This is a genomic window from Streptomyces sp. NPDC006207, assembly GCF_040613835.1.
Lineage (GTDB): Bacteria > Actinomycetota > Actinomycetes > Streptomycetales > Streptomycetaceae > Actinacidiphila.
The window spans coordinates 1-20215 of the sequence record NZ_JBEXSX010000050.1; the positions used below are offsets into that span (position 1 = coordinate 1).

A 20215-nucleotide genomic window follows, 5' to 3' on the forward strand; every position below is an offset into this window, starting at 1 on the left:
ACTACGAGGACGACTCGCCGCCTTGCGATGCACCGCACCAGACGCCGCTGGGCCCGCCCTTCGGGCGGCCGGCGCTCATTTGACGACACGACCTAAGGGCCGGTCGGCCGTACGGGGTGCCGGCTCAGGTCCGCGCCGTAGAGGACGGTCATCTCGTGGTCCAGCACCGGTGCGATGGCCTCGGCGTAGGACTCGGTGAGGTGGCTGTCGTCGCGGTAGACGAAGGTGTCGGCCACCACCACGGGACAGTCGCCGCCGGTGCCGCAGAGCCAGGGGACCGGGTCGACCACCGAGACGCCGGTGGCCGCGGCCGCTTCGGTGATCTCCCGCTTCTTGTCGGGATCCCTGACCGCCTGCCCGATCTCGGACGCGCACCGTTCCAGCTCCTGCGGATGGGTCCCCGCGCAGTCGACCGCGTCCCCCTTCGGCCAGGGGGTGTCCTCGATGGCCAGCACCTGGGCGCCGCTCCTCGCCAGTTCCCGGTAGGTCCGCTCGAAACCGTCGGTCCACTGCCGGCGCGGGTCGGCGGACGGCCGGGCCAGGTCGGCCGTGTCCGAGGAGGAGGCGATCACCAGCGCGGGCTTCAGGGACCTGATCCGGGCCAGTGCCTTGGTGCGCCACCGGTCGCAGGACGTGTACGGCTCGCCCTGGTAGACCGTGGTGACCGCGGCGACCTTGCACGATGCCTTGGTCAGCGAGACCAGTCTCCAGTGGCGCTCGCGGGCCAGCCGGTCGAGCGCGGGGAACCACTGGGCCGCGTGCGAGTCCCCGAAGAGGACGACCGTCTTCGGCGCGGACCGGTCGCCGTAGACGCACGACGGTGTTGCCGTGCTCTGGTAGCCGATGTGGCAGCCGTCCCGGTAGACCGCCGACAACGTCCCCTTGACCTTGGTGATCCCGGGCGTGAGATTGACCGGCAGACTGCGTTCGGGTGCCTCCAGCAGCTCGGTCAGACGTGTCTGCGGGTCGGTCACCCCGGTGAGCGTGCCCCTCAGCTCCGGGGCGGCCGCTCCCGAACTGATCAGTGGCGGGAAGGCCGTCGCGACCAGCGCCGCCGCCGTGGCGCACGCCGTCAGCCCCGCGCCCAGCCCCAGTGCCCGTGCGGGACGGCCGCGGAAGACGTGGTGGAACCGCACCGGGTTCTCGACCAGACGCAGCGTCCCCCAGGCCAGCAGCAGGGAGATCGCCGCACACACCAGGCCGAAGCGGACGGTCGCCGGCCGCTCCCACGCCATCGGCAGGATCACCAGCATCGGCCAGTGCCACAGGTACCAGCCGTACGACAGGCCGCCGACCCAAGTGAGAGGCCGCAGCGACAACAGCGCCCCGGCCCCGTACCGCGCGGGGGAACAGCCCCCCGCCAGCACCAGCACGGTGCCGAGCACGGGCGCGAGCGCATAGGGCCCGGGGAACGGCGTGGCGTCGTCGAACCAGACCGCCGCCACCACCAGCGACACCAGCCCGGCCCAGCTCATCGGCCCGGCCACCCGGGCCGGCAACCGCTCCAGCCGGCCGGCGGAGAGCGCGAGCAGCGCCCCGGCACCGAGCTCCCAGAAGCGGGTGTGCGAGCCGAAGTACGCCCAGGACACCGAGGTGCCCGTCACCCACACGTTCAGGGCGAAGGAGATCGCGCACAGCACCGCGAGCGGCGCCGCCAGCAGTCCGGTCCGGCGCCGGGCAAGCTTCCAGCTCGCCCACAGCAGCAGTGGCCAGACCAGGTAGAACTGCTCCTCGACCGCCAGTGACCAGAAGTGCTGGAACGGCGACGGCGGGCTGTCCGCGTTGAGGTAGTTGGTGCCGGCGTTCGCCAGCCGGAGGTTCACCACGTAGAAGGTGCTGCCGAGCGCATCCCCGACGTACTCCGCGAAGCGGACCTTCGACAGGTACAGCCAGGCGCCGCCGAGCGTGACGACCCCGACGAGGGTCGACGCGGGGAGCAACCGCAGGGCCCGGCGGGCGTAGAACCTCCGCACCGACACACGGTCGTTCCGGGCCAGCTCACGCAGCAGCAGCGAGGTGATGAGGAAGCCCGAGATCACGAAGAAGACGTCGACCCCGATGTAGCCGCCCGCCAGCGGCCGGACCCCGGCGTGCGAGAGCACCACGAGCGAGACCGCGAGCGCGCGCAGCCCCTGGATGTCGAGGCGCAGCGGTGCTCCGGCGGCCGGACGGACCGGTGTTCCGGCGTTCGCCTCCGGTGGCGGGGGTGCCTGCGTCGCAGTTGCCGCGGGCCACGACGCACGTGACACGGAATCTCCTCTGGTCTTGATGGACGAGCGCCGAACCGTGCGACGCCGCTGACCAGACGCTCGATGACCGGGCAGGGTTGCGCGCGATCGGCCGGGTTCGGCCGTTCTTCGCCGGCTGCCCGCTCGTCCTTGTCCTTCCGTTCACCGCGAGGTCGCGTACCGGCGGATCCGCGCTCGCAGTGCGGGCGGGAGCGAGGCGCGCGGGCCTACGGCCGGTGGTTCGACGCGCGCTCCTGCGCGGACGGCAGCGCCTTGAAGTAGAAGGTCGTCGGCCGCAGCACCCCCGCCGGGTTCGCGGCGTGGGCGGGGACGGTGCCGTAGGGGGTCCAGCCGGCGCTGCGGTAGAGCTGTTCTGCGGGGCTGGCGGTCTCGGTGTCGAGCAGCAGGAGGGTCGCGCCCGCGGCCGCCGCGGCGTGTTCGGCGACGGTGAGGAGGGCTCGGCCGAGGCCGTGGCCGCGGGCGCGGCGGTGGACCATGAGCTTGAGGACCTCGGCGCGGTGGCGGCCGTTGGGCTTGCCCTCGTGGGCGAGGCTGACGGTACCGGTGACACCGGCGGTGTCGCGGGCGGCCCAGACGGTGAGACCGCCGTCCGCGACGACGTGGGCGCGGGCGCGCCACCAGGCGGCCGCCTCGGCGTGGGTGAAGGGGGTCACGAAGCCGAGGGACGCGCCGCCCTCGACGGCGTCCACGAGGAGGGCGGCGAGGTCGTCGGCGGATTCCAGCAGGGCTTTGGCGGAGAGCGGGGCGACGGCGTGCACGGGGGCGGGGGCGCGGCTGTCCTTCATGGCAGTACCACCACGACGGTGTAGCGGGCGGGGTCCGGGCCGGGGCAGCGGAAGCGGGAGGTGCCCCACAGGCGGTAGCGGAGGCAGTCGCCGGGGGCGAGGTGGTGTGAGCGGTCCTCGACGGTGACCGCGAGGGCCCCCTCGTGCAACCACACGTGGTGTTCGAGCCCGGCCACGGGTGGGCCTTCGTACGCGATGTCCGCACCGGGGCGCAGCACCCCTTCGATGATCTCGGCCCGCAGTCCGGGGTGCGGGGGTGAGACGGAGCGCCGCTCGAAGCCGGACGGGGTGTCGGTCCAGACGCGCTGGTCGGCAGCGCGTACGAGTTGCGCGGGCTCGCCGCCGCTCTCGACCTCGGCGAGCAGCCGGGACATGGTGCGTCCGTACGCGGTGCACAGGCGCCCGAGCAGGGCGGCCGTGGGGCTGATCTCGGCGCGTTCGAGGCGGGAGAGCGTCGAGCGGCTGATGCCGGTGCGCGTCGCGAGGTCGTCGAGGGACCAGCCGCGCTCGTCGCGCAGCTCGGCGAGGCGCGCGGCGAGGCGGGTGTCGACGGACGTGGGGGCGGTTTCTCTCACATCCGGGACGGTATCCCAGATCCGGGACACGACCAAGGGTGGGCGGGCCCCGCGCCTTTGACGCACCCCGGCGGGTCGCCTATCGTGTAGTAGACCGATCGTCTACTACGTCTCCATCACCTCCCCCCGGAGCAGGAACACATGAGCGTTCAGGGCCAGAGCAAGACGTTTCTGATCACCGGTGTCAGCGGCGGCCTCGGCCGTGCCTTCGCCCAGGAGGCACTCGCCGCCGGTCACCGGGTCGTCGGCACGGTCCGCGCACCGGAGCGGATCGCCGAGTTCGAGGCCCTGGCCCCGGGGCGTGCCAGCGCCAGGCTGCTGGACGTGACGGACGAACAGGCCGTCGTCCCCCTCGTCGACGAGGTGGAACGGAACACCGGCCCCGTCGACGTGCTGATCAGCAACGCCGGCTACGGCCTCGAAGGCACCGTCGAGGAGTCGGCGATGGCGGACCTGCGCCGGCAGTTCGAGGTCAACGTCTTCGGCAGCGTCGCCGTCATCAAGGCGGTCCTGCCCCACATGCGCCGGCGCCGCGGCGGGCACATCGTGACGCTCTCGTCCATGGCCGGCCTCACCGCCCTCCCCGGAGTCGCGTTCTACGGCGCGAGCAAGTTCGCCATGGAGGGGATCGCCGCGTCCCTGGCCCAGGAGGTCGCCGGTTTCGGCATCCACGTCACCTCCCTCGCGCTCGGCTCGTTCCGCACCGACTGGGCGGGCCGCTCGATGACCCGCGTGCCGCGCAGCATCCCCGACTACGACACGCTGTTCGACCCCATCAGGTCCGCCCGGCAGGCCAAGAGCGGCAACCAGGCCGGTGATCCGGCCCGCGCCGCCCGGGCGCTGCTGCGGGTCCTGGATGCCGACAACCCCCCGGTCCACCTCGTCCTCGGCACCGATGCTCTGCGTCTGGTCGAAGAGGGGCAGCGGCTGCTGCGCGAGGACCTCGCCGCCTGGGCCGACCTCACGGTCTCCACCGATTTCCCCGCCTACCGGTGAACAACGTGAACCCGACGTCTCCCTGGCCCCTCCGCCAGGGTTCCTGCTACCGAGTTTGGACCCTCCTGTGAACGCATCCCGCCCCCGTACGGCCGTCGACTTCTGGCTCGACCCGGTGTGCCCCTGGACCTGGCTGACCTCGCGCTGGATGCTCGAGGTCGAGAGGATCCGGCCGGTCGACGTCACCTGGCGCGTGATGAGCCTGGCCGTGCTCAACGAGGACCGCCTCGACCAACTGCCGGAGCGCATACGCGAGCTGATGGGCCTGGCATGGGCACCGGTCCGGGTCCTGACCGCGGCCTCGCAGGCCTACGGACCCGAGGTGACGGGGCCCTTGTACACCGCCATGGGCACCCGCTTCCACCTGCACCAGCAGCCCCGGACCAAGCCGACGATCGCGGCCGCGCTGCGCGACGCGGGCCTGCCCGAGAGCCTCGCGGACGCCGGCGACACCGACACCTTCGACGCCTTGGTGCGCGCCTCCCACCAGCAGGCCGTCGACCTGGTCGGCGAGGACGTCGGCAGTCCCGTCGTCGCCCTGCCCGGTCAGGACGGTGACAGGGCCGCGTTCTTCGGCCCGGTGGTCAGTCCCGCCCCGAAGGGCGAGGAGGCAGGGCGCCTCTGGGACGCCGCGATCGTCCTCGCCTCCATGCCGGACTTCTACGAGATGAAGCGCACCCGCACCGCCGGTCCTGTCTTCGACTGAGGCGCGGCGACTGCGGCGACTGCGGCGGTGGCGGGGGCGGCGGCCAGGGGCCCGCCGCCGCCCCCGGCCGAGGTGGGCCCCGCTTGGCCCGGTTTCCCCGAGGCCGTCGCCGGCCGTTCGCCTGCGCGGTGTAGCGTCGCCGACGGGGTCGAGGCCGGATGGATCGCCGAGGCCTGCACGTTGTTCCACGGGGACCACCGACCCGCAGTCATGGAAGAGGTACGCACCGCATGACCACCGAACCGTTGCGCATCGGCGTGCTCGGCGCCGCCCGCATCGCCGGGACCGCCATCGCCGCCCCCGCCCGCACGACCGGTCACCGGCTGGTCGCCGTGGCCGCCCGCGACCGCTCCCGGGCGGCGGACTTCGCCACCGAGCACGGCGTCGAGCGCGTGCTGGACTCCTACGCCGACGTCATCGCCGACCCCGAGGTCGAGGCCGTCTACAACCCGCTCGCCAACGGCCTCCACGGCCCCTGGAACCTGGCCGCCATCGCGGCGGGCAAGCACGTGCTCAGCGAGAAGCCCTCCGCGAGCAACCTCGAGGAGGCCGTCGAGGTGCGCGACGCGGCCGCCAAGGCGGGCGTGGTCGTCATGGAGGCGTTCCACTACCTCTACCACCCGGTCACCCGGCGCCTGCACGAGCTGCTGGAGTCCGGTGAGCTCGGCGAGCTGCGGCACGTGGAAGCCGTGGTCAACATCCCCGCGCCCGCGGACGAGGACCCCCGCTGGTCGCTGCCGCTGGCCGGCGGCGCCCTGATGGACCTGGGCTGCTACTCCTTGCACGCGGCGGGATCCCTGGCCCCGTGGGCCGGCGGCGCCCCGCGCCTGGTGGCCGCGCGCGGCGGGGAGCGCGCCAAGGCGCCGGGTGTCGACGAATGGCTGGACGCCGACCTGGAGTACCCCGGCGGCGCCACCGCCTCGGCCCGCTGCCACATGGACGCCGAGGCGCTCGAGATGAGCTGGCGCATCGTCGGCAGCCGCGGCGAGGCCACCGCGCCGTGCTTCGTGCTGCCGCACCAGGACGACCGGGTCGTGGTCCGTACGCCGGACGGCGAGCGGGTCGAGGAGCTGGGCAGGCGCCTGTCGTACACCTACCAGCTGGAGGCGTTCGCGGCGACCCTGCGCGACGGCGCCCCGCTGCCCACGGACGCCGACGACGCCGTGGAGTCGATGCGCATGATCGACGCCTGCTACCGCGCCGCGGGCTTCGAGCCGCGCCCGCGTTCCGCCGCCGTCACGCCACCAGCGGCCGGGTCGTCGGCGTGATCGGTGCCAGCAGGCACGTGCTGCCGGTGAGCCACCGGTCGACCGCCGCCGCGGCCGACCGGCCCTCGGCGATCGCCCAGACGATCAGCGACTGACCGCGGCCCGCGTCGCCCGCGACGAAGACCTTCTCCACCCCGGTGGCGAAGCAGGCGTCGCGGACGACGTGGCCGCGCCGGTCGATGTCCAGGCCGAGCTGGGTGACCAGCCCGCAGTCGCGTTCGGCCCCCGAGAACCCCAGCGCCAGCAGCACCAGCTGGGCGGGGATGACGCGCTCGGTGCCGTGCTGCGGACGGCGGTGCCGCGGCTCCACCCCGACCAGGTGGAGCGACCGTACGTGCCCCTCGTCGTCGCCCTCGAAGCGGAAGGTCGAGGCGGAGAACACCCGGATGTCGCCCTCCGGGCCGGGCAGCGGCACACCGCCGTGCTCCGCCGGGTCCCAGACGCCGCGCCGGGCCAGTTCACGGGCCTCCTCGTGGGCGGGGGAGACCCGGTAGACGTGCGGGTACACCGGCCACGGCTCCTGCTCGGGGCGGTACTCGCCCGGCAGGGGGTTGATGTCGAGCTGCACGACGGAGGCCGCGTGCTGCCGGAGCACGGTGCCCAGGCAGTCGGCGCCGGTGTCGCCGCCGCCGACGATGACGACGTCCTTGCCCTCGGCGCTGACCGGTGACTCGGTCAGGTCGCCCTCCTGCACGCGGTTCGCCAGCGGAAGGTACTCCATCGCCTGGTGGATGCCCGCCAGTTCCCGTCCGGGTACCGGCAGCTCGCGCCATGCCGTGGCGCCCACCGCCAGGAGCACCGCGTCGTGCTCGGCGACGACCCGTTCCGCGTCGAGGTCGGCGCCCACCTCGACCTCGGTGCGGAAGAGCGTGCCCTCGGCGCGCATCTGCGCCAGGCGCCGGTCCAGATGGTGCTTCTCCATCTTGAACTCCGGTATGCCGTAGCGCAGGAGGCCGCCGAGCCGGTCCGCCCGTTCGTAGACCGTCACCGTGTGGCCGACCCGGGTGAGCTGCTGGGCGGCGGCGAGTCCGGCGGGTCCTGAGCCGACCACCGCGACGGTGAGGCCGGAGCGCCGCTCGGGGGGACGGGGGAGGGCGAGGCCGTCCTCCCACGCGCGGTCGGCGATGGCGACCTCGACGTTCTTGATCGTGACGGGGTCGGCGTTGATGGTCAGGACGCAGGCGCTCTCGCAGGGCGCCGGGCACAGCCGGCCGGTGAACTCGGGGAAGTTGTTGGTGGCGTGCAGCCGTTCCGCGGCGGCGGCCCAGTCCTCGCGGTACACCAGGTCGTTCCAGTCGGGGATCATGTTGCCCAGCGGGCAGGCGTCGTGGCAGAACGGGATGCCGCAGTCCATGCACCGGCCGGCCTGCGCGGAGATGATCGGCAGCAGGCCCTGGCCGGTGTAGACCTCCTGCCAGTCCTCGACGCGCTCGCAGACGGGGCGCCGCGCGGGGGTGCGGCGGGGGGTGGTGAGAAAGCCCTTGGGATCGGCCATGGCCGCCTCCGGCGCCGCCGTCACGATCATGGGGAGGCACGGTGACCGCGTCCCCCGGCACATGGCACCGTCAGGCCACCATACGTCGGGTTTGTCGGTATTTCGATGGCGCGGCCACCGTGATCTTCCGCCGTGGGATCAGGCCGCGGCCTCCAGTTCCGCCGAACGCGGGTTGATCAGTACGACGTCGCAGGTCGCGTACCGCATCAGGGCCTGCCCGGCGCCGGCGTCCAGCAGCGCGGACAGCCCGCCGTGGGTGGGCGCCCCGACGACGATGGCGCGGGCCCCGGTGCGCTTCGCGTGCTCGGCGACCATACGGCCCACCTCGCCGTGGCCGGTGGCGTTCCGCAGCACGTGCCCGACGGCCGGGATGCCGAGGGCGGCGAGCCGGTCCAGGTGCTTGCGGACGGCGGTCCGCGCGGACTCCAGGTCCTCCGCATCGGCGGCCGCGTCACCCGCGACCGCGGCCTCCTCGACGTGGACGACGTGCACCGTACGGCCGTTGATCGTCGCGAGGCGGCCGGCGGCCGCGGCGACCCGCTCGGCGTGCGGGGAACTGTCCACGGCGGCGACGATGGCGCCGCGCCCCGGGTCGTGGTGCGCCGCGGCGTCGTGCTCGACCGGTACCAGTGAGGGGGCGGCGTCGGCCCCGGGGACGGGCTCCGGGGCGGGCTCCGAGGCGGGCTCCGAGGCGGCCCCGACCTGTTCGGCCTGGACCTTCTCGGCCTCCTTGAGCAGCCCGTTGGCCGTGGAGAGGATCACGATGCCCAGCACGAGTGCCCCGGCGCCGATGTAGAACGGCACGTGGATCCCGAAGGCCTCGACCAGCTTGCCCGCGGCGAACGGCGCCAGACCGCCGCCGATGAAGCGGACGAAGCCGTACGCGGCGGAGGCGACGGCGCGGTCGACGGGCGCGACGGTCATGACGGCCTGGGTGGTGACCGTGTTGTTCACGCCGATGAAGACGCCGGCGACGATCACGCAGACGATCAGCACGGTCCGGTCGTCGGTCCAGATCGCGATGGCCAGCACGGTGAGGGCGAACAGCGCGAGGTTGGCGTAGAGCGTGCGCGCGATGCCCAGCCGGGCCTGCAGCCGCGGCGCCCCGAAGACGGCGAAGACCGCGACGAGGGCGCCCCAGCCGGTGAAGACCAGGCCGAGCTGGACCGCGCCGAGCCCCATCGGGAAGGGCGCGTAGCCGAGCACGGTGAAGAAGGCCCAGTTGTAGCAGAGGGCCGTCAGCGACATCGTCAGCAGGCCTCGGTGGCGCAGCGCGCGCAGCGGCTCGCTCAGCCCGGTCTTGCGGGCCGGCAGCGGGATCGGCTCCACGAGGACGACGGTGGCGACCAGCGCGATGGCCATCAGAACGGCCACGCCGTAGAAGGGGCCGCGCCAGCTCACGTTGCCCAGCAGGCCGCCGAGCAGCGGGCCCACCGCGATGCCGACGCCGAGCGCGGTCTCGTACAGGATGATCGCGCCCACGAAGCCGCCGCTCGCGGAGGCCACGATCACCGCCAGCGAGGTGGCGATGAACAACGCGTTGCCGATGCCCCAGCCCGCACGGAAGCCGACGATGCCGCCGATGCTCCCCGAGGTGCCGGCCAGGGCGGAGAACACCACGATCAGGGCGAGGCCCGCGATCAGCGTCCGCTTGGCGCCGATCCGGCTGGAGACCCAGTTGGTGATGAGCATGGCGACCGCGGTCACCACCAGGTAGCTGGTGAACAGCAGCGTCACCTGGCTCGGAGTGGCGTCCAGTTGCTGCGATATCGCGGGCAGGATGGGGTCGACCAGACCGATCCCCATGAACGAGACCACACAGGCGAAGGCGACCGCGAACACGGCCTTCGGCTGTTTGAACGGATTCACGGAACGAGACGATTGCGCGTGCGCGGTCATGAAGGTGCTCCGACGTAGAAACCGATGCCTGATCAACTGCTCCGCTGGGCCGGGCGCGACGGGGCCGGGGGCGGCCCCAGCCGGGTCAGTGCCTCCACGGCCGGCAGCGCGGCCACCAGGGCCGCCCGCTCGTCCGGGCTCAGCTGTTCCAGCAACTCCCCGAGCCGCTCGGCGCGCACGGCGCGACGGCGGGCGATGGCCTCCCGGCCCGCGTCGGTGATGTGGACGAGCACCACACGCCCGTCCGCGGGGTCCGCCGCGCGACCGGCCAGTCCCGCCTCCGCCAGCCGTGACACGACCTGGGTCATCGCCGGCTGAGTGACGCCCTCCAGGGTTGCCAGCTCGGTCAGCCGGAGCGGGCCGGACTGCTCCAGCGTGGACAGCGTCGCCACGGTGGTCAGCGACAGCTCGCTCGGCTGGCTGAGCCTGCGCAGCATGCGGTACAGCCGCTCCAGTGCCCGCGCCACGTCGACGGCGTGGCCGTGGTCCGGGTCGTCGTCGGGAAGATGCATAAGGAATTTATATCACTGCCTTATGTATCTGGGGAGGGGGCGCAGGGGGCGGACACGGATGAGGGCCGGGTACGGAAGAGGGCCGGGCACGCCTGTGACGGCGTACCCGGCCCTCATGCCCCCGCCCGGGGCGGAGCGGGGAGCTCAGAGCCCGTAACGTTCCCGGGCCTCCTGCACGGTCTCCCGCTTGACCTCGCCGCGCCCGGCGAGCGCGGCCAGCGCGGCGACGACCACCGACTGCGGGTCCACGCCGAAGTGGCGGCGCGCCGCATCGCGCGTGTCCGACAGGCCGAAGCCGTCGGTGCCGATCGAGTGCCACTCCTGCGGCACCCACTGGCTGATCTGGTCCGGCACCCCGCGCATCCAGTCGCTCACCGCCAGCACCGGGCCCGGCGCACCTTCCAGGACACGGGTGACGTGGGGGAGCGGGGCGTCCTCGCCGCGCAGCCGGGCCGCGTCGTACGCCAGACCACCGCGCCGCAGCTCGCTCCACGAGGTCGCCGACCACACGTCCGCCGCCACGCCCCACTCCGCGGCCAGCAGCTGCTGCGCCTCCAGGGCCCAGTGGATCGCCGTGCCGGAGGCCATCAGCTGCAGCCGCGGCGCGTCGGCGGACAGCCCGGCGGTGTCGGCGGCGCGGAAGCGGTAGAGGCCCTTGACGATGCCTTCCTCGACGCCCGGCTCCGCGGGCATGGCCGGCTGGATCTTGGGCTCGTTGTAGACCGTCAGGTAGTAGAAGACGTCCTCCGCGTCCGGGCCGAACATGCGGCGCAGGCCGTCGCGGACGATGACGCCGACCTCGTAGGCGAAGGCCGGGTCGTACGAGACCGCCGCCGGGTTGGTGGACGCGATCAGGTGCGAATGGCCGTCGGCGTGCTGCAGGCCCTCACCCGTCATCGTCGTGCGGCCCGCGGTCGCCCCGACCAGGAAGCCGCGGCCGAGCTGGTCGGCGAGGGCCCACATCTGGTCGGCCGTCCGCTGCCAGCCGAACATCGAGTAGAAGATGTACAGCGGGATCATCGGCTCGCCGTGCGTGGCGTACGAGGTCGCCGCGGCGGTGAAGGAGGCCATCGAACCGGCCTCGGTGATGCCCTCGTTGAGGATCTGCCCGTTCTCCGCCTCCCGGTAGTACAGGAGCATGTCGCGGTCGACCGGGTCGTAGGTCTGGCCGAGCGGCGAGTAGATGCCCGCGCTCGGGAAGAGCGACTCCATGCCGAAGGTGCGCGCCTCGTCGGGGACGATCGGCACCCAGCGGCGTCCGCTCTCCTTCTCCCGCATCAGGTCCTTCATCAGCCGGACCAGGGCCATCGTGGTCGCGATTTCCTGGCTGCCGGAGCCCTTGGCCAGGGCCTCGAAGGGCTTCGCGGACGGCTCGGGGAGCGCCACCGGGTGCACCCGGCGGGCCGGGGCGGGGCCGCCGAGCTCGGCGCGGAGCTCCTGCAGGTAGCGCACCTCGGGGGAGTCGGCGCCCGGGTGGGCGTACGGCACCAGGTCCCCGGCGAGCGCACTGTCCGGGATGGGGAGTTCGAGCAGGTCGCGCATGGCGCGGAACTCGGGGAGGGTGAGCTTCTTCATCTGGTGGTTGGCGTTGCGCGACTCGAAACCGCGGCCCAGCGTCCAGCCCTTGACGGTCTGCGCGAGGATCACGGTCGGCGCGCCCTTGTGCGTGGTGGCCGCGCGGTAGGCGGCGTACACCTTGCGCGGCTCGTGGCCGCCGCGGGAGGTGTGGAAGCACTCGGCGATCTTGGCGTCCGTCAGCAGCTTCGCCATCTCGGCCAGGGCCGGGTCGGCGCCGAAGAAGTGCTCGCGGATGTACGCGGCGTCGCGGGTGGCGTAGGTCTGGAACTGCCCGTCGGGTACCTCGCGCAGCCGCCGCACGAGCGCGCCCGTGGTGTCGAGGGCGAACAGCTCGTCCCAGGCGGAGCCCCACAGCGACTTCACGACGTTCCAGCCGGCGGCGCGGAACTTCGCCTCCAGCTCCTGGACGATCTTGAAGTTGGCGCGGACCGGCCCGTCGAGGCGCTGCAGGTTGCAGTTGATCACGAAGGTGAGGTTGTCCAGCCCCTCGCGGCCGGCGAGGCCGAGGGCGGCGGTCGACTCCGGCTCGTCCATCTCGCCGTCGCCGAGGAAGGCCCACACGTGTGAGCCGGAGGTGTCCTTGATGCCGCGGTGGGTCAGGTAGCGGTTGAAGCGCGCCTGCTGGATCGCGGCGAGCGGGCCGAGGCCCATCGACACGGTCGGGAACTCCCACAGCCAGGGCAGCCGCCGCGGGTGCGGGTAGGACGGCAGACCGTCGCCGCCGGCCTCCTGGCGGAAGTTGTCCAGCTGCCGCTCGGTCAGCCGGCCGTCGAGGAACGCGCGGGCGTAGATGCCGGGGGAGGCGTGGCCCTGGACGTACAGCTGGTCGCCGGAGCCGTCGCCCTCCTTGCCGCGGAAGAAGTGGTTGAAGCCGGTCTCGTACAGCCAGGCCGCGGAGGCGAAGGTGGCGATGTGGCCGCCCAGACCCAGCCGGCTGCCGCGGGTCACCATGGCGGCGGCGTTCCAGCGGTTCCATCCGGCGATGCGCCGCTCCATCTCCAGGTCACCGGGGAGCTCGGGCTCCGCGGCGGTCGGGATGGTGTTGATGTGCTCGGTCTCCAGCAGCGACGGCACCGCGAGACCGGACGCCTGCGCGTGGTCGAAGGTGCGGCGCATCAGGTACGCCGCGCGATCGGGGCCGGCGGCGTGGGTGACCGCGTCGAGTGAGGCGGCCCATTCGCCGGTCTCCTCCGGGTCCGGGTCCGGCAGGTGATCGAGCGCGCTCAGCGTGGCGTCGGTCATGGTGAACGCCTCCCAGTTGGTTCCGTGCGGGCAGGGGTGTCCCCGTGTCTCACAGAGTAAGACTGATCGATGATCGATCAAATACCTTGTGACGAGGGTCACAAAGGGGAGCTCCGGCCTTACGGGCGGGGTGTTCCGGGCCGGCGTCAGCCGCCCTGCGGGGCACAGCCCAGCACATGCTCCTTGACCAGCTCACCGACCCGCGGGTCGTCCCTGCGGAAGGCCTCCACCACCGCCTGGTGCTCCTCGGCGTACAGCCGCTGCCGGGTGCCCAGCCAGCGGATCGACAGCGCCGTCCACACCTCGATGCCCAGCGACTCCCAGGTGTGCAGCAGCACGCTGTTGCCGGAGGCGCGCACCAACTCGCGGTGGAACGCCACGGTGTGCCGTACCTGCGCCCCGGCGTCGCCCTCCTCGTCCGCCTCGTGCAGCAGCGCGACCTCGGCCTCCAGCGCCGACAGGTCGTACCGCAGGCGCGGCGCCGCCAGCTCCGCGGCGATCTGCTCCAGGCCCGCCCGCACCGGGTAGATCTCCTCCAGGTCCCCGGCGGTCAGCCGGCGCACCCGCACCCCCTTGTTCGGGGCGGACTCGATCAGCCGCATGACCTCCAGCTCCCGCAGCGCCTCCCGTACGGGCGTCTGGCTGACCTCCAGCTCGGTGGCGATGCCCCGCTCGACGATCCGCTCCCCGGGCTTCCACCGCCCGCTGACGATGCCGTCCACGATGAACTCGCGGATCTGCTCGCGCAGAGAGCGGACGACGGGCGGCGCCATGGGTACTCCTCCGGAAAAGGGCAGCTGACTAGACGATACGGCGACGGCGCCCTCCGGCGGTCCCGTACGGCGGCACCGGGTGCCGCCGCGCCCTCAGGCGAGGACGACTTCCACGCCGCCCTCGGCCAGCACCTTGAGGACCAGGCCGAAGCGGCTGTCCGGCTCCCCGTGGGAGTTCAGCGTCCCGCCCAGCGCCCGGCGGGCGACCGCGGAATCCCGCCACACCAGGGTGCACGGGGTGGTGACCCCGAAGCCGCCGCGGAGGCAGTCGGCCAGGGCGTCCGCATTGCATCCGAGGTAGCCGCCCGGACCGTTCATCGCCTCACCCAGCGCGAGGTAGAGGGCGGGCTCGTCAGTGACGTGCCGGCCTCCAGGTCGTGCACGAGCCCGGCGGGCCGCGCCGGACGCGGGTCCGCGCAGCCGCGGTCCCGGACGAGGCCCAGCCTCAACGACCGGTCACGGGTGGCGTACCCGGACCAGGTACCGGACTCCGCCGGGGGCCCGGCGAGCCACCGGTCCCACAGCGCCCGGGCGCGAGCCGGGAAGGGCACCCACACGCCGTCGGTGAGGCCGACGTCGACGAGCCCGGGGCCGAGTGCGTTCCATGGCGGCCGGTGTGCGGTGGGGGACGGTGTGAGGCCTGCTCGTACGGTCGTGCAGGCCGGCGTCGCCCTCGACCCGCCAGCGGCGGACCCACTTGTGAGCCGTGACGCGCGATATCCCCATCTCAGCCGCGACATGAGCGACCGGTCGGCCCGAGCAGACACGCTCGACCAGCAGCCGCCTGCCATGAACGGTCAGCCGGGCATTACGGTGGGACACGAAGACCTCCGGTGTGGTGCAGTCCTAGACAGCTCCACCACACCGGAGGTCTTCGCCTTGATCAAGCCCGGGCCGGTGTCAACAACGCTCGTGATCAATACACCTAGGGCCCGGTGTCCGTCGTGGATCAGCAGCCCCGCCGCGAGGCAGGGTTCGCCGGGCGGTTCGGGCCACCCGTCCACGGCGTCCAGGAACACGTCCCACGCGGCGGGCGCGCCGGGGCGACGGCGGTGACCCGTGATCCGTGCGTCCTCCAGTCGCCACGGCGCGTGCGGGTCGTCGAACGGATCCGGCGCGGCGTGCCGCCCGCAGTCCCGCGGGCTCACCCAGAGGTCACCGAGGAATCCCGTGCCCCTCCCCGTCCAGGACGTCGAGCAGCGGGCCGGACGGTTCGCACGCGACGAGCTGGTGCGGACGCCGGTACGGGTCCACGAGCAGCCCCGACACCCGCGCGCACACGCCCCACAGCAGGCCGTCCCCGGACCGGGACAGGGCGAAGCCCGGACGGTCCCCGCGCTCGACGCCCCGCGGCCAGTGCCGCCGCATGCTCCCCCCTGGAGGATCTACCGGCCGAGATCGTAGGCGACCGTCACCGGCGCGTGGTCGGACCAGCGCTCGGGGTGCGTGTCCGCGCGCTCGACCCGGGTCTGCGAGGCCTGGGCCGCCAGGCCGCGGGTCGCGACGTGGAGGTCGATGCGCCAGCCGCTGTCGTTGTCGAAGGCGCGGCCGCGGTAGGACCACCACGTGTACGGGCCCTCGCCCTCCGGGGTGAGGTGGCGCACGACGTCGGTGTACCCGGCCTCGTCGTAGACGCGGGAGAGCCACGCCCGCTCCTCGGGGAGGAAGCCGGCGTTCTTCTGGTTGGCCCGCCAGTTCCTGAGGTCCCGCTCGGTGTGCGCGATGTTCCAGTCACCGCAGATCAGCACCTCGCGGCCGGCGGCGGCGGCCTTCTCCCGCAGCTTGACCATGTGCTCCAGGAACGCGGCCATGAAGCGCTCCTTCTCCTCCTGCCGCTCCGTGCCGACCTCGCCCGAGGGGAGGTAGAGGCTGGCGACCGTCACGCCGGGCAGGTCGATCTCCGCGTAGCGGCCGGAGCCGTCGAACTCCTCCGAGCCGAAGCCGATCCGGCTCGCGGACGGTTCCTGCCGCGAGTAGAGGGACACCCCGGCCCGGCCCTTCGCGGCCGCCGGGGCGTGGAGCACGTGCCAGCCCTCGGGGGCACGGACCTCCTCGGGCAGCTGCGCGGCCTCGGCGCGGACCTCCTGCAGGCACACCACGTCGGCCGTGGTCGCCTCCAGCCAGGGGAGGAAGCCCTTTTTGGCCGCGGCGCGCAGCCCGTTCACGTTCACGGTGGTCACGGTGAGCATGACGGGGACGATACCGGCCCGCCGGAGGGTGCCCGTACCGGGGCGTAGGCCGCACACCCGTACGATGTGCGGGTGGAGATCCGGAAGACGCCCTACGACCACCCCGACGCCGTACTGCTGACCGAGCAGGTGCAGCAGGAGTACGTCGTGCGGTACGGCGGCCCCGACGAGACGGCGATGGACCCCGACCACTTCGACGGCCCGCAGGGCGAGTTCATGGTCGGTTACCTCGACGGCGCCCCCGTGGCGACCGGCGGCTGGCGCGGTCAGGACGCCTCCCCGGAGGGCTTCGAGGACGGCGACGCCGAGGTCAAGCGCATGTACGTGGTGCCGCAGGCCCGGGGCCGGGGCTTCGCACGCCGGATGCTCGCCGCACTGGAGGCCGGCGCCGCCGCGGCGGGCCGCACCCGGATGGTGCTGGAGACGGGGCAGATGCAGCCGGAGGCGATCGCCCTGTACGCCTCCTGCGGCTACACGCCGGTGACCAAGTTCGGCCACTACAAGGACAGTCCGCTCAGCGTGTGCCTGGGCAAAACGCTCCGGGCACCGGCCGAGGAGGCCGTTCCCGCGTAGCCTTGGTCCGTGATCGAGGACAGCGCGTCCGCCCGGCTCGCGGCGGGCAAGTACCTACTGGTGACCACCTACCGGCGGGACGGCCGTACCGTCGCCACCCCGGTCTGGGTGGTCCGCGACGGTGAGGCGGTCGGTGCCTGGACCGCGGCGGACTCCGGCAAGGTCAAGCGGATCCGCAACCGTGCCGACGTGCTGGTCGGCCCCTGCGACGTACGCGGCAACCCCACCGGGGAGCAGGTGCCCGCGCGCGCCGAGATCCTCGGACCGCAGGAGACCGAGCGCTACCGTTCCCTGGTCGCCCGCAAGTACGGCCTGCTCGGCCGGCTGACCCTGTTCGGCAGCCGCCTGCGCCGCGGCCGCGAGGGCACGGTGGGCGTGCGGATCACCCTCACGTGAGCGGCGGTGCGCCGCGGCAGGGCGCCTGCACGGTGAGCGTCTGCCGCGACTGCTGCTGCGGTACGGAGAAGGTCCCCGGCGTCGACCACGACGCTCAACTCGACCTGCTCCGGCGGGAACTCGCCGGGGTCTGCCGGGTACGCGTCACCGAGTGCCTCGACGTGTGCGAACAGGCCAACGCCGTCGTCGTGCAGCCCTCGCCGGAGGGGCGCGCGGCCGGAGGCCGGCCGGTCTGGCTCGGCCTGGTCAACGATCCCGGCGCCCTCGGCGACATCGTCGCGTGGGTGCGCGCCGGGGGACCGGGCCGCGCCGTACCGCCCGACGTCCTGGACCTCTACGCCATCGAACCGCCGGGCGGCCGTACCGTGGGCGCTGTGGACGCGGCGGGCTGAGCGGGCCGGAAACGCCGCCGGGAGGCCCGGGACACGGCAGGGGCCGTACGGGCTTCGTTGCCCGTACGGCCCGTGAACCGGCCGTGCCGGAGGGTCAGTCGATACCGCGCAGGATGTGCGGTTCGTTCAGATCGTCCTCGTAGCCGGCCAGTCGGATCGGTGCCGACCTGGCCCAGACGTCCAGGTTCCGCACCTCCCGCTGTTGCGCGGGCTGATCGTCAGGCTCCTTGGGGAGCTGGTTCCGCTTTGACTTCTCGGGTGTCACCGCGCACTCCTTCGTGTCGGGTGAGCCGGACGCCGGCCCGGCCGCTGCCGGACGCCGACCGCCCGGTCGGGCTGATGGCTGAGCGGACGCGGTGGCGCCGGTTGCGGAACCGGGCGGGGACCGCGGTGGGCGGTTCCTCCCGGGGCGGAGGCAGGGGGTGTTGGTGCTCCCCCGAGGGCCTTTCCGTCGGGAGAAGCCTATGCCCGGACGCGGGGTGCCACCATCCCAATACGGCGCGCCGCGACGACGGCCACCCTTCCCGCGTACGCCGGGCGGTCGTCACCCGGTGTTCAACCGCTGCGCCGTACCGCCCCGGGACGGGCGCAGGAGAGGGTCGCCCACACCGCGCGACCGGTGCCGTGCGCCGGCGGACGCACGCCCCAGCCTTGGGCCAAATGGGCGACGAGGGCGAGCCCGCGGCCGTTCTCGTCGGCGTCGGCGGCCGCGCGTGCCTGCGGACCCGCGGGCCCGCGCCCTTCGTCGACGACCTCGATGTGCAGCGTGCCGCCCGCCGTCCAGAGCAGGCACGCGACGTGGTCGCTGCCGCTGTGCACGACCGCGTTGGTGAAGAGTTCGCTCACCACGAGGCCGGCGTCGTCGCCCAGTTCCTCCAGGCCCCAGCTGCTGAGCGCGGAACGCACCTGGCGCCGCGCGACGCCGACCGACGAGGCCTGCGCCGGCAGTCGGAGCCGGAAGGTGTCCCGGGCGCTGAGGGCAAAGAGCACACACGCAACTATGGCCACTGCTTGCACAGAAGGCAAGGGTCATTCTGCAAATTGCACAATCGCCAGTATCAGGGTGTGGGTTCCATTCCTGACATGGCACACTGCTGCCATGCGTGAGTTGCGACGTGGGTGAGGCGAAGGCGAGCGGGGCGCCGACCGTCCTCCGCGTGATCCTCGGCAAACGCCTCCAAGACCTGCGGGAGAAGGCGGGTTGCTCGTACGAACAGGCCGCGCGCGAGCTGGACGTCACCCATGCCACCGTGCGCCGGATGGAGAAGGCCGAGGTCGGCCTGCGCATCCCGTACGTGGAGAAGCTGCTGGCGCTGTACGGCGTCGACGCCGCCGAGGCGGCGACCTTCATCGACCTCGCCCGGCAGGGCAACCGCCCCGGCTGGTGGCACCGTTACCGTGACGTCCTGCCGTCCTGGTTCAGCGCCTTCGTCAGCCTCGAGGGCGAGGCGGCCATCATCCGCGCCTACGAGCCGCACTACGTCCCCGGCCTGCTGCAGACCGAGGACTACGCCCGCGCCGTGCTGAAGGCCGGACGCCCGGGCGCCTCCGAGGAGGAACTCGAGCGCCTGGTCGCGCTCCGCCGGGAACGGCAGGCGCTGATCGCCCGGCCCGAGGCCCCGCTGCTGTGGGTGGTGATGGACGAGACCGTGCTGCGCCGCCCCATCGGCAGTCCCGGCATCATGCGCGCCCAGCTGGACCGGCTGGCCGAGGCTTGTGAGCTGCCGCAGGTGAGACTGCAGATCATGCCCTTCGACGCCGGGCCGCACCCGGCGATGTACGGGCCTTTCCACATCTTCCGGTTCCAGATCCGCGAGCTGCCGGACGTCGTGTTCACCGAGAGCCTGGTGGGCGCCGCCTACCTGGACGACGTGGACGACGTCTCGGCGTTCCTCGAGGCCCTCGACCGGATGTGCGCGCAAGCCGCGCCGGCACACAGCACCGCAGCCATCCTCGATGGCATCCGCAAGGAGATCTGACATACATGGACGACCGCATATACAACGGCATGCGCGCCGTCGACCTCGGTACCGAGGGCTGGCACAAGCCGTGGAGCGGCGGCAACGGGGGAAGTTGCGTGGAGGCCATGAAACTGGCCGACGGCAGGGTCGCGCTGCGGCAGTCCACCGACCCCGACGGGCCGGCCCTTATCTACACGGACCACGAGATCAGGATGTTCATCCAGGGCGCCAAGGACGGGAAGGCCGACTTCCTGCTGTCCTGAGCCCCCGCATTGACATCTTCGAGTGAACCCAGCCCGCGCGGGCAACCGCGACGACCGACGGGCTGTCTCCAGCGGTAATCCGCCGGACGGACGGGACAAGGGGAGCAGCATGACCGGACAACTCGGACCGCTGTACGAACCGGGAGTGGCCTACGTGCGCATCGCCGCTGCCGACGCGGCGACCGCCCACAGGGTCGCCGACGTCATCGCCTCCCGGTATCCGGGGACCCGCCCGCCGCGGGTCACCACGCATGCGGACGGGTTGGTGGAGTTCGACCTGTACACGTACACCCTGGAGGAGGTCAGCCCCTCGGGTCCGTACGACGCCCAGGGCCCGGAGAGCTGCTAGCCGGGCCCCGGGTG

Annotated in this window: 22 protein-coding genes and 1 pseudogene; 9 read left to right on the forward strand and 14 right to left on the reverse strand. The window is 72.8% G+C overall.

What is annotated here, in order from left to right; genetic code table 11:
- Positions 1-92: 92 nt before the first annotated feature.
- The 3 genes from ABZ312_RS31630 to ABZ312_RS31640 all read right to left on the reverse strand — a co-directional run bounded on the left by ABZ312_RS31630 (position 93) and on the right by ABZ312_RS31640 (position 3609).
- Positions 93-2249 carry an acyltransferase family protein gene (locus tag ABZ312_RS31630; protein ID WP_500439253.1) on the reverse strand — a complete coding sequence of 719 codons (2157 nt, stop codon included), beginning with the start codon at positions 2247-2249 and terminating at the stop codon, positions 93-95.
- 206 nt (positions 2250-2455) lie between these two features.
- On the reverse strand, positions 2456-3034 hold the full coding sequence (locus tag ABZ312_RS31635; RefSeq protein ID WP_500439254.1) for a GNAT family N-acetyltransferase: 579 nt from the start codon (positions 3032-3034) through the stop codon (positions 2456-2458).
- A complete protein-coding gene (locus tag ABZ312_RS31640) occupies positions 3031-3609 on the reverse strand; it encodes a helix-turn-helix domain-containing protein (protein ID WP_500324027.1) in 579 nt (192 codons plus the stop codon). Before ABZ312_RS31640 ends, ABZ312_RS31635 begins: the two co-directional genes overlap by 4 nt.
- A gap of 141 nt (positions 3610-3750) precedes the next feature.
- Between ABZ312_RS31640 and ABZ312_RS31645 the strand changes: the two genes are divergently transcribed.
- From ABZ312_RS31645 to ABZ312_RS31655, 3 genes are all read left to right on the forward strand, one after another.
- The gene (locus ABZ312_RS31645) at positions 3751-4605 is read left to right on the forward strand and encodes an oxidoreductase (RefSeq protein WP_500439255.1); all 855 of its coding nucleotides are present in this window, start codon (positions 3751-3753) and stop codon (positions 4603-4605) included.
- A gap of 67 nt (positions 4606-4672) precedes the next feature.
- Complete coding sequence (locus ABZ312_RS31650) at positions 4673-5311, forward strand: mycothiol-dependent nitroreductase Rv2466c family protein (RefSeq protein WP_500324029.1); 639 nt, start codon at positions 4673-4675, stop codon at positions 5309-5311.
- 230 nt (positions 5312-5541) lie between these two features.
- Positions 5542-6579 carry a Gfo/Idh/MocA family protein gene (locus tag ABZ312_RS31655; protein ID WP_500324030.1) on the forward strand — a complete coding sequence of 346 codons (1038 nt, stop codon included), beginning with the start codon at positions 5542-5544 and terminating at the stop codon, positions 6577-6579.
- Here ABZ312_RS31655 and ABZ312_RS31660 read toward each other — a convergent pair.
- The 9 genes and pseudogenes from ABZ312_RS31660 to ABZ312_RS31700 form a co-directional block, all read right to left on the reverse strand.
- Complete coding sequence (locus ABZ312_RS31660) at positions 6548-8074, reverse strand: glutamate synthase subunit beta (RefSeq protein WP_500324243.1); 1527 nt, start codon at positions 8072-8074, stop codon at positions 6548-6550. The genes ABZ312_RS31655 and ABZ312_RS31660 overlap by 32 nt on opposite strands.
- Before the next feature lie 138 nt (positions 8075-8212).
- Complete coding sequence (locus ABZ312_RS31665; RefSeq protein WP_500439256.1) at positions 8213-9973, reverse strand: MFS transporter; 1761 nt, start codon at positions 9971-9973, stop codon at positions 8213-8215.
- A gap of 32 nt (positions 9974-10005) precedes the next feature.
- Positions 10006-10485 carry a MarR family winged helix-turn-helix transcriptional regulator gene (locus ABZ312_RS31670; RefSeq protein WP_499509611.1) on the reverse strand — a complete coding sequence of 160 codons (480 nt, stop codon included), beginning with the start codon at positions 10483-10485 and terminating at the stop codon, positions 10006-10008.
- A gap of 144 nt (positions 10486-10629) precedes the next feature.
- On the reverse strand, positions 10630-13305 hold the full coding sequence (gene aceE / locus ABZ312_RS31675; protein WP_500439257.1) for a pyruvate dehydrogenase (acetyl-transferring), homodimeric type: 2676 nt from the start codon (positions 13303-13305) through the stop codon (positions 10630-10632).
- A gap of 146 nt (positions 13306-13451) precedes the next feature.
- Positions 13452-14078, reverse strand: a complete 627-nt coding sequence (locus ABZ312_RS31680) for a GntR family transcriptional regulator (protein WP_500324033.1) — start codon at positions 14076-14078, stop codon at positions 13452-13454.
- A gap of 93 nt (positions 14079-14171) precedes the next feature.
- Entirely contained in the window at positions 14172-14498 is a 327-nt protein-coding gene (locus ABZ312_RS31685; RefSeq protein ID WP_500439275.1) for a barstar family protein, read from the reverse strand.
- 90 nt (positions 14499-14588) lie between these two features.
- Positions 14589-14900: pseudogene (locus tag ABZ312_RS31690) on the reverse strand (leucine zipper domain-containing protein); the annotation flags it as partial.
- A 333-nt stretch (positions 14901-15233) separates the two neighbouring features.
- Positions 15234-15446, reverse strand: coding sequence for a hypothetical protein (locus ABZ312_RS31695; RefSeq protein WP_500324035.1), 213 nt, complete (start codon positions 15444-15446; stop codon positions 15234-15236).
- A gap of 17 nt (positions 15447-15463) precedes the next feature.
- Positions 15464-16267, reverse strand: a complete 804-nt coding sequence (locus ABZ312_RS31700) for an exodeoxyribonuclease III (RefSeq protein WP_500439258.1) — start codon at positions 16265-16267, stop codon at positions 15464-15466.
- 72 nt (positions 16268-16339) lie between these two features.
- On the opposite strand from ABZ312_RS31700, the gene ABZ312_RS31705 reads away from it, so the two are divergent.
- The 3 genes from ABZ312_RS31705 to ABZ312_RS31715 are packed head-to-tail and all read left to right on the forward strand — an operon-like array spanning position 16340 to position 17628.
- Positions 16340-16840, forward strand: a complete 501-nt coding sequence (locus ABZ312_RS31705) for a GNAT family N-acetyltransferase (protein WP_500359285.1) — start codon at positions 16340-16342, stop codon at positions 16838-16840.
- A gap of 9 nt (positions 16841-16849) precedes the next feature.
- Positions 16850-17236: a PPOX class F420-dependent oxidoreductase gene (locus tag ABZ312_RS31710; RefSeq protein WP_500324038.1), complete on the forward strand. Its 387-nt coding sequence runs from the start codon at positions 16850-16852 to the stop codon at positions 17234-17236.
- Positions 17233-17628, forward strand: a complete 396-nt coding sequence (locus ABZ312_RS31715) for a (2Fe-2S) ferredoxin domain-containing protein (RefSeq protein WP_500324039.1) — start codon at positions 17233-17235, stop codon at positions 17626-17628. The genes ABZ312_RS31710 and ABZ312_RS31715 overlap by 4 nt, the downstream gene beginning before the upstream one ends.
- Before the next feature lie 94 nt (positions 17629-17722).
- On the opposite strand, the gene ABZ312_RS31720 is transcribed toward ABZ312_RS31715, so the two are convergent.
- Together ABZ312_RS31720 and ABZ312_RS31725 are read right to left on the reverse strand one after the other, a co-directional pair.
- Positions 17723-17893, reverse strand: a complete 171-nt coding sequence (locus ABZ312_RS31720; RefSeq protein WP_500324040.1) for a hypothetical protein — start codon at positions 17891-17893, stop codon at positions 17723-17725.
- 290 nt (positions 17894-18183) lie between these two features.
- Positions 18184-18618 carry an ATP-binding protein gene (locus tag ABZ312_RS31725; RefSeq protein WP_500324041.1) on the reverse strand — a complete coding sequence of 145 codons (435 nt, stop codon included), beginning with the start codon at positions 18616-18618 and terminating at the stop codon, positions 18184-18186.
- Between the two features lie 167 nt (positions 18619-18785).
- Between ABZ312_RS31725 and ABZ312_RS31730 the strand changes: the two genes are divergently transcribed.
- The 3 genes from ABZ312_RS31730 to ABZ312_RS31740 all read left to right on the forward strand — a co-directional run bounded on the left by ABZ312_RS31730 (position 18786) and on the right by ABZ312_RS31740 (position 20201).
- Positions 18786-19607 (forward strand): Sco1979 family transcriptional regulator, encoded by an 822-nt coding sequence (locus tag ABZ312_RS31730; protein ID WP_500324244.1) that lies wholly within the window; start codon positions 18786-18788, stop codon positions 19605-19607.
- Positions 19608-19612: 5 nt separating this feature from the next.
- The gene (locus ABZ312_RS31735) at positions 19613-19852 is read left to right on the forward strand and encodes a DUF397 domain-containing protein (protein WP_499509602.1); all 240 of its coding nucleotides are present in this window, start codon (positions 19613-19615) and stop codon (positions 19850-19852) included.
- 109 nt (positions 19853-19961) lie between these two features.
- Positions 19962-20201, forward strand: a complete 240-nt coding sequence (locus tag ABZ312_RS31740) for a hypothetical protein (RefSeq protein ID WP_499509601.1) — start codon at positions 19962-19964, stop codon at positions 20199-20201.
- Positions 20202-20215 lie beyond the last annotated feature (14 nt).

Excerpts from the sequence above, each read along its gene's own strand:
- ABZ312_RS31635 (WP_500439254.1), bottom strand. The coding sequence starts at position 3,034 with ATGAAGGACAGCCGCGCCCCCGCCCCCGTGCACGCCGTCGCCCCGCTC.
- ABZ312_RS31645 (WP_500439255.1), top strand. The coding sequence starts at position 3,751 with ATGAGCGTTCAGGGCCAGAGCAAGACGTTTCTGATCACCGGTGTCAGC.
- ABZ312_RS31655 (WP_500324030.1), top strand. The coding sequence starts at position 5,542 with ATGACCACCGAACCGTTGCGCATCGGCGTGCTCGGCGCCGCCCGCATC.
- ABZ312_RS31660 (WP_500324243.1), bottom strand. The coding sequence starts at position 8,074 with ATGGCCGATCCCAAGGGCTTTCTCACCACCCCCCGCCGCACCCCCGCG.
- ABZ312_RS31665 (WP_500439256.1), bottom strand. The coding sequence starts at position 9,973 with ATGACCGCGCACGCGCAATCGTCTCGTTCCGTGAATCCGTTCAAACAG.
- ABZ312_RS31670 (WP_499509611.1), bottom strand. The coding sequence starts at position 10,485 with ATGCATCTTCCCGACGACGACCCGGACCACGGCCACGCCGTCGACGTG.
- aceE (WP_500439257.1), bottom strand. The coding sequence starts at position 13,305 with ATGACCGACGCCACGCTGAGCGCGCTCGATCACCTGCCGGACCCGGAC.
- ABZ312_RS31680 (WP_500324033.1), bottom strand. The coding sequence starts at position 14,078 with ATGGCGCCGCCCGTCGTCCGCTCTCTGCGCGAGCAGATCCGCGAGTTC.
- ABZ312_RS31695 (WP_500324035.1), bottom strand. The coding sequence starts at position 15,446 with ATGCGGCGGCACTGGCCGCGGGGCGTCGAGCGCGGGGACCGTCCGGGC.
- ABZ312_RS31700 (WP_500439258.1), bottom strand. The coding sequence starts at position 16,267 with ATGCTCACCGTGACCACCGTGAACGTGAACGGGCTGCGCGCCGCGGCC.
- ABZ312_RS31735 (WP_499509602.1), top strand. The coding sequence starts at position 19,613 with ATGGACGACCGCATATACAACGGCATGCGCGCCGTCGACCTCGGTACC.
- ABZ312_RS31740 (WP_499509601.1), top strand. The coding sequence starts at position 19,962 with ATGACCGGACAACTCGGACCGCTGTACGAACCGGGAGTGGCCTACGTG.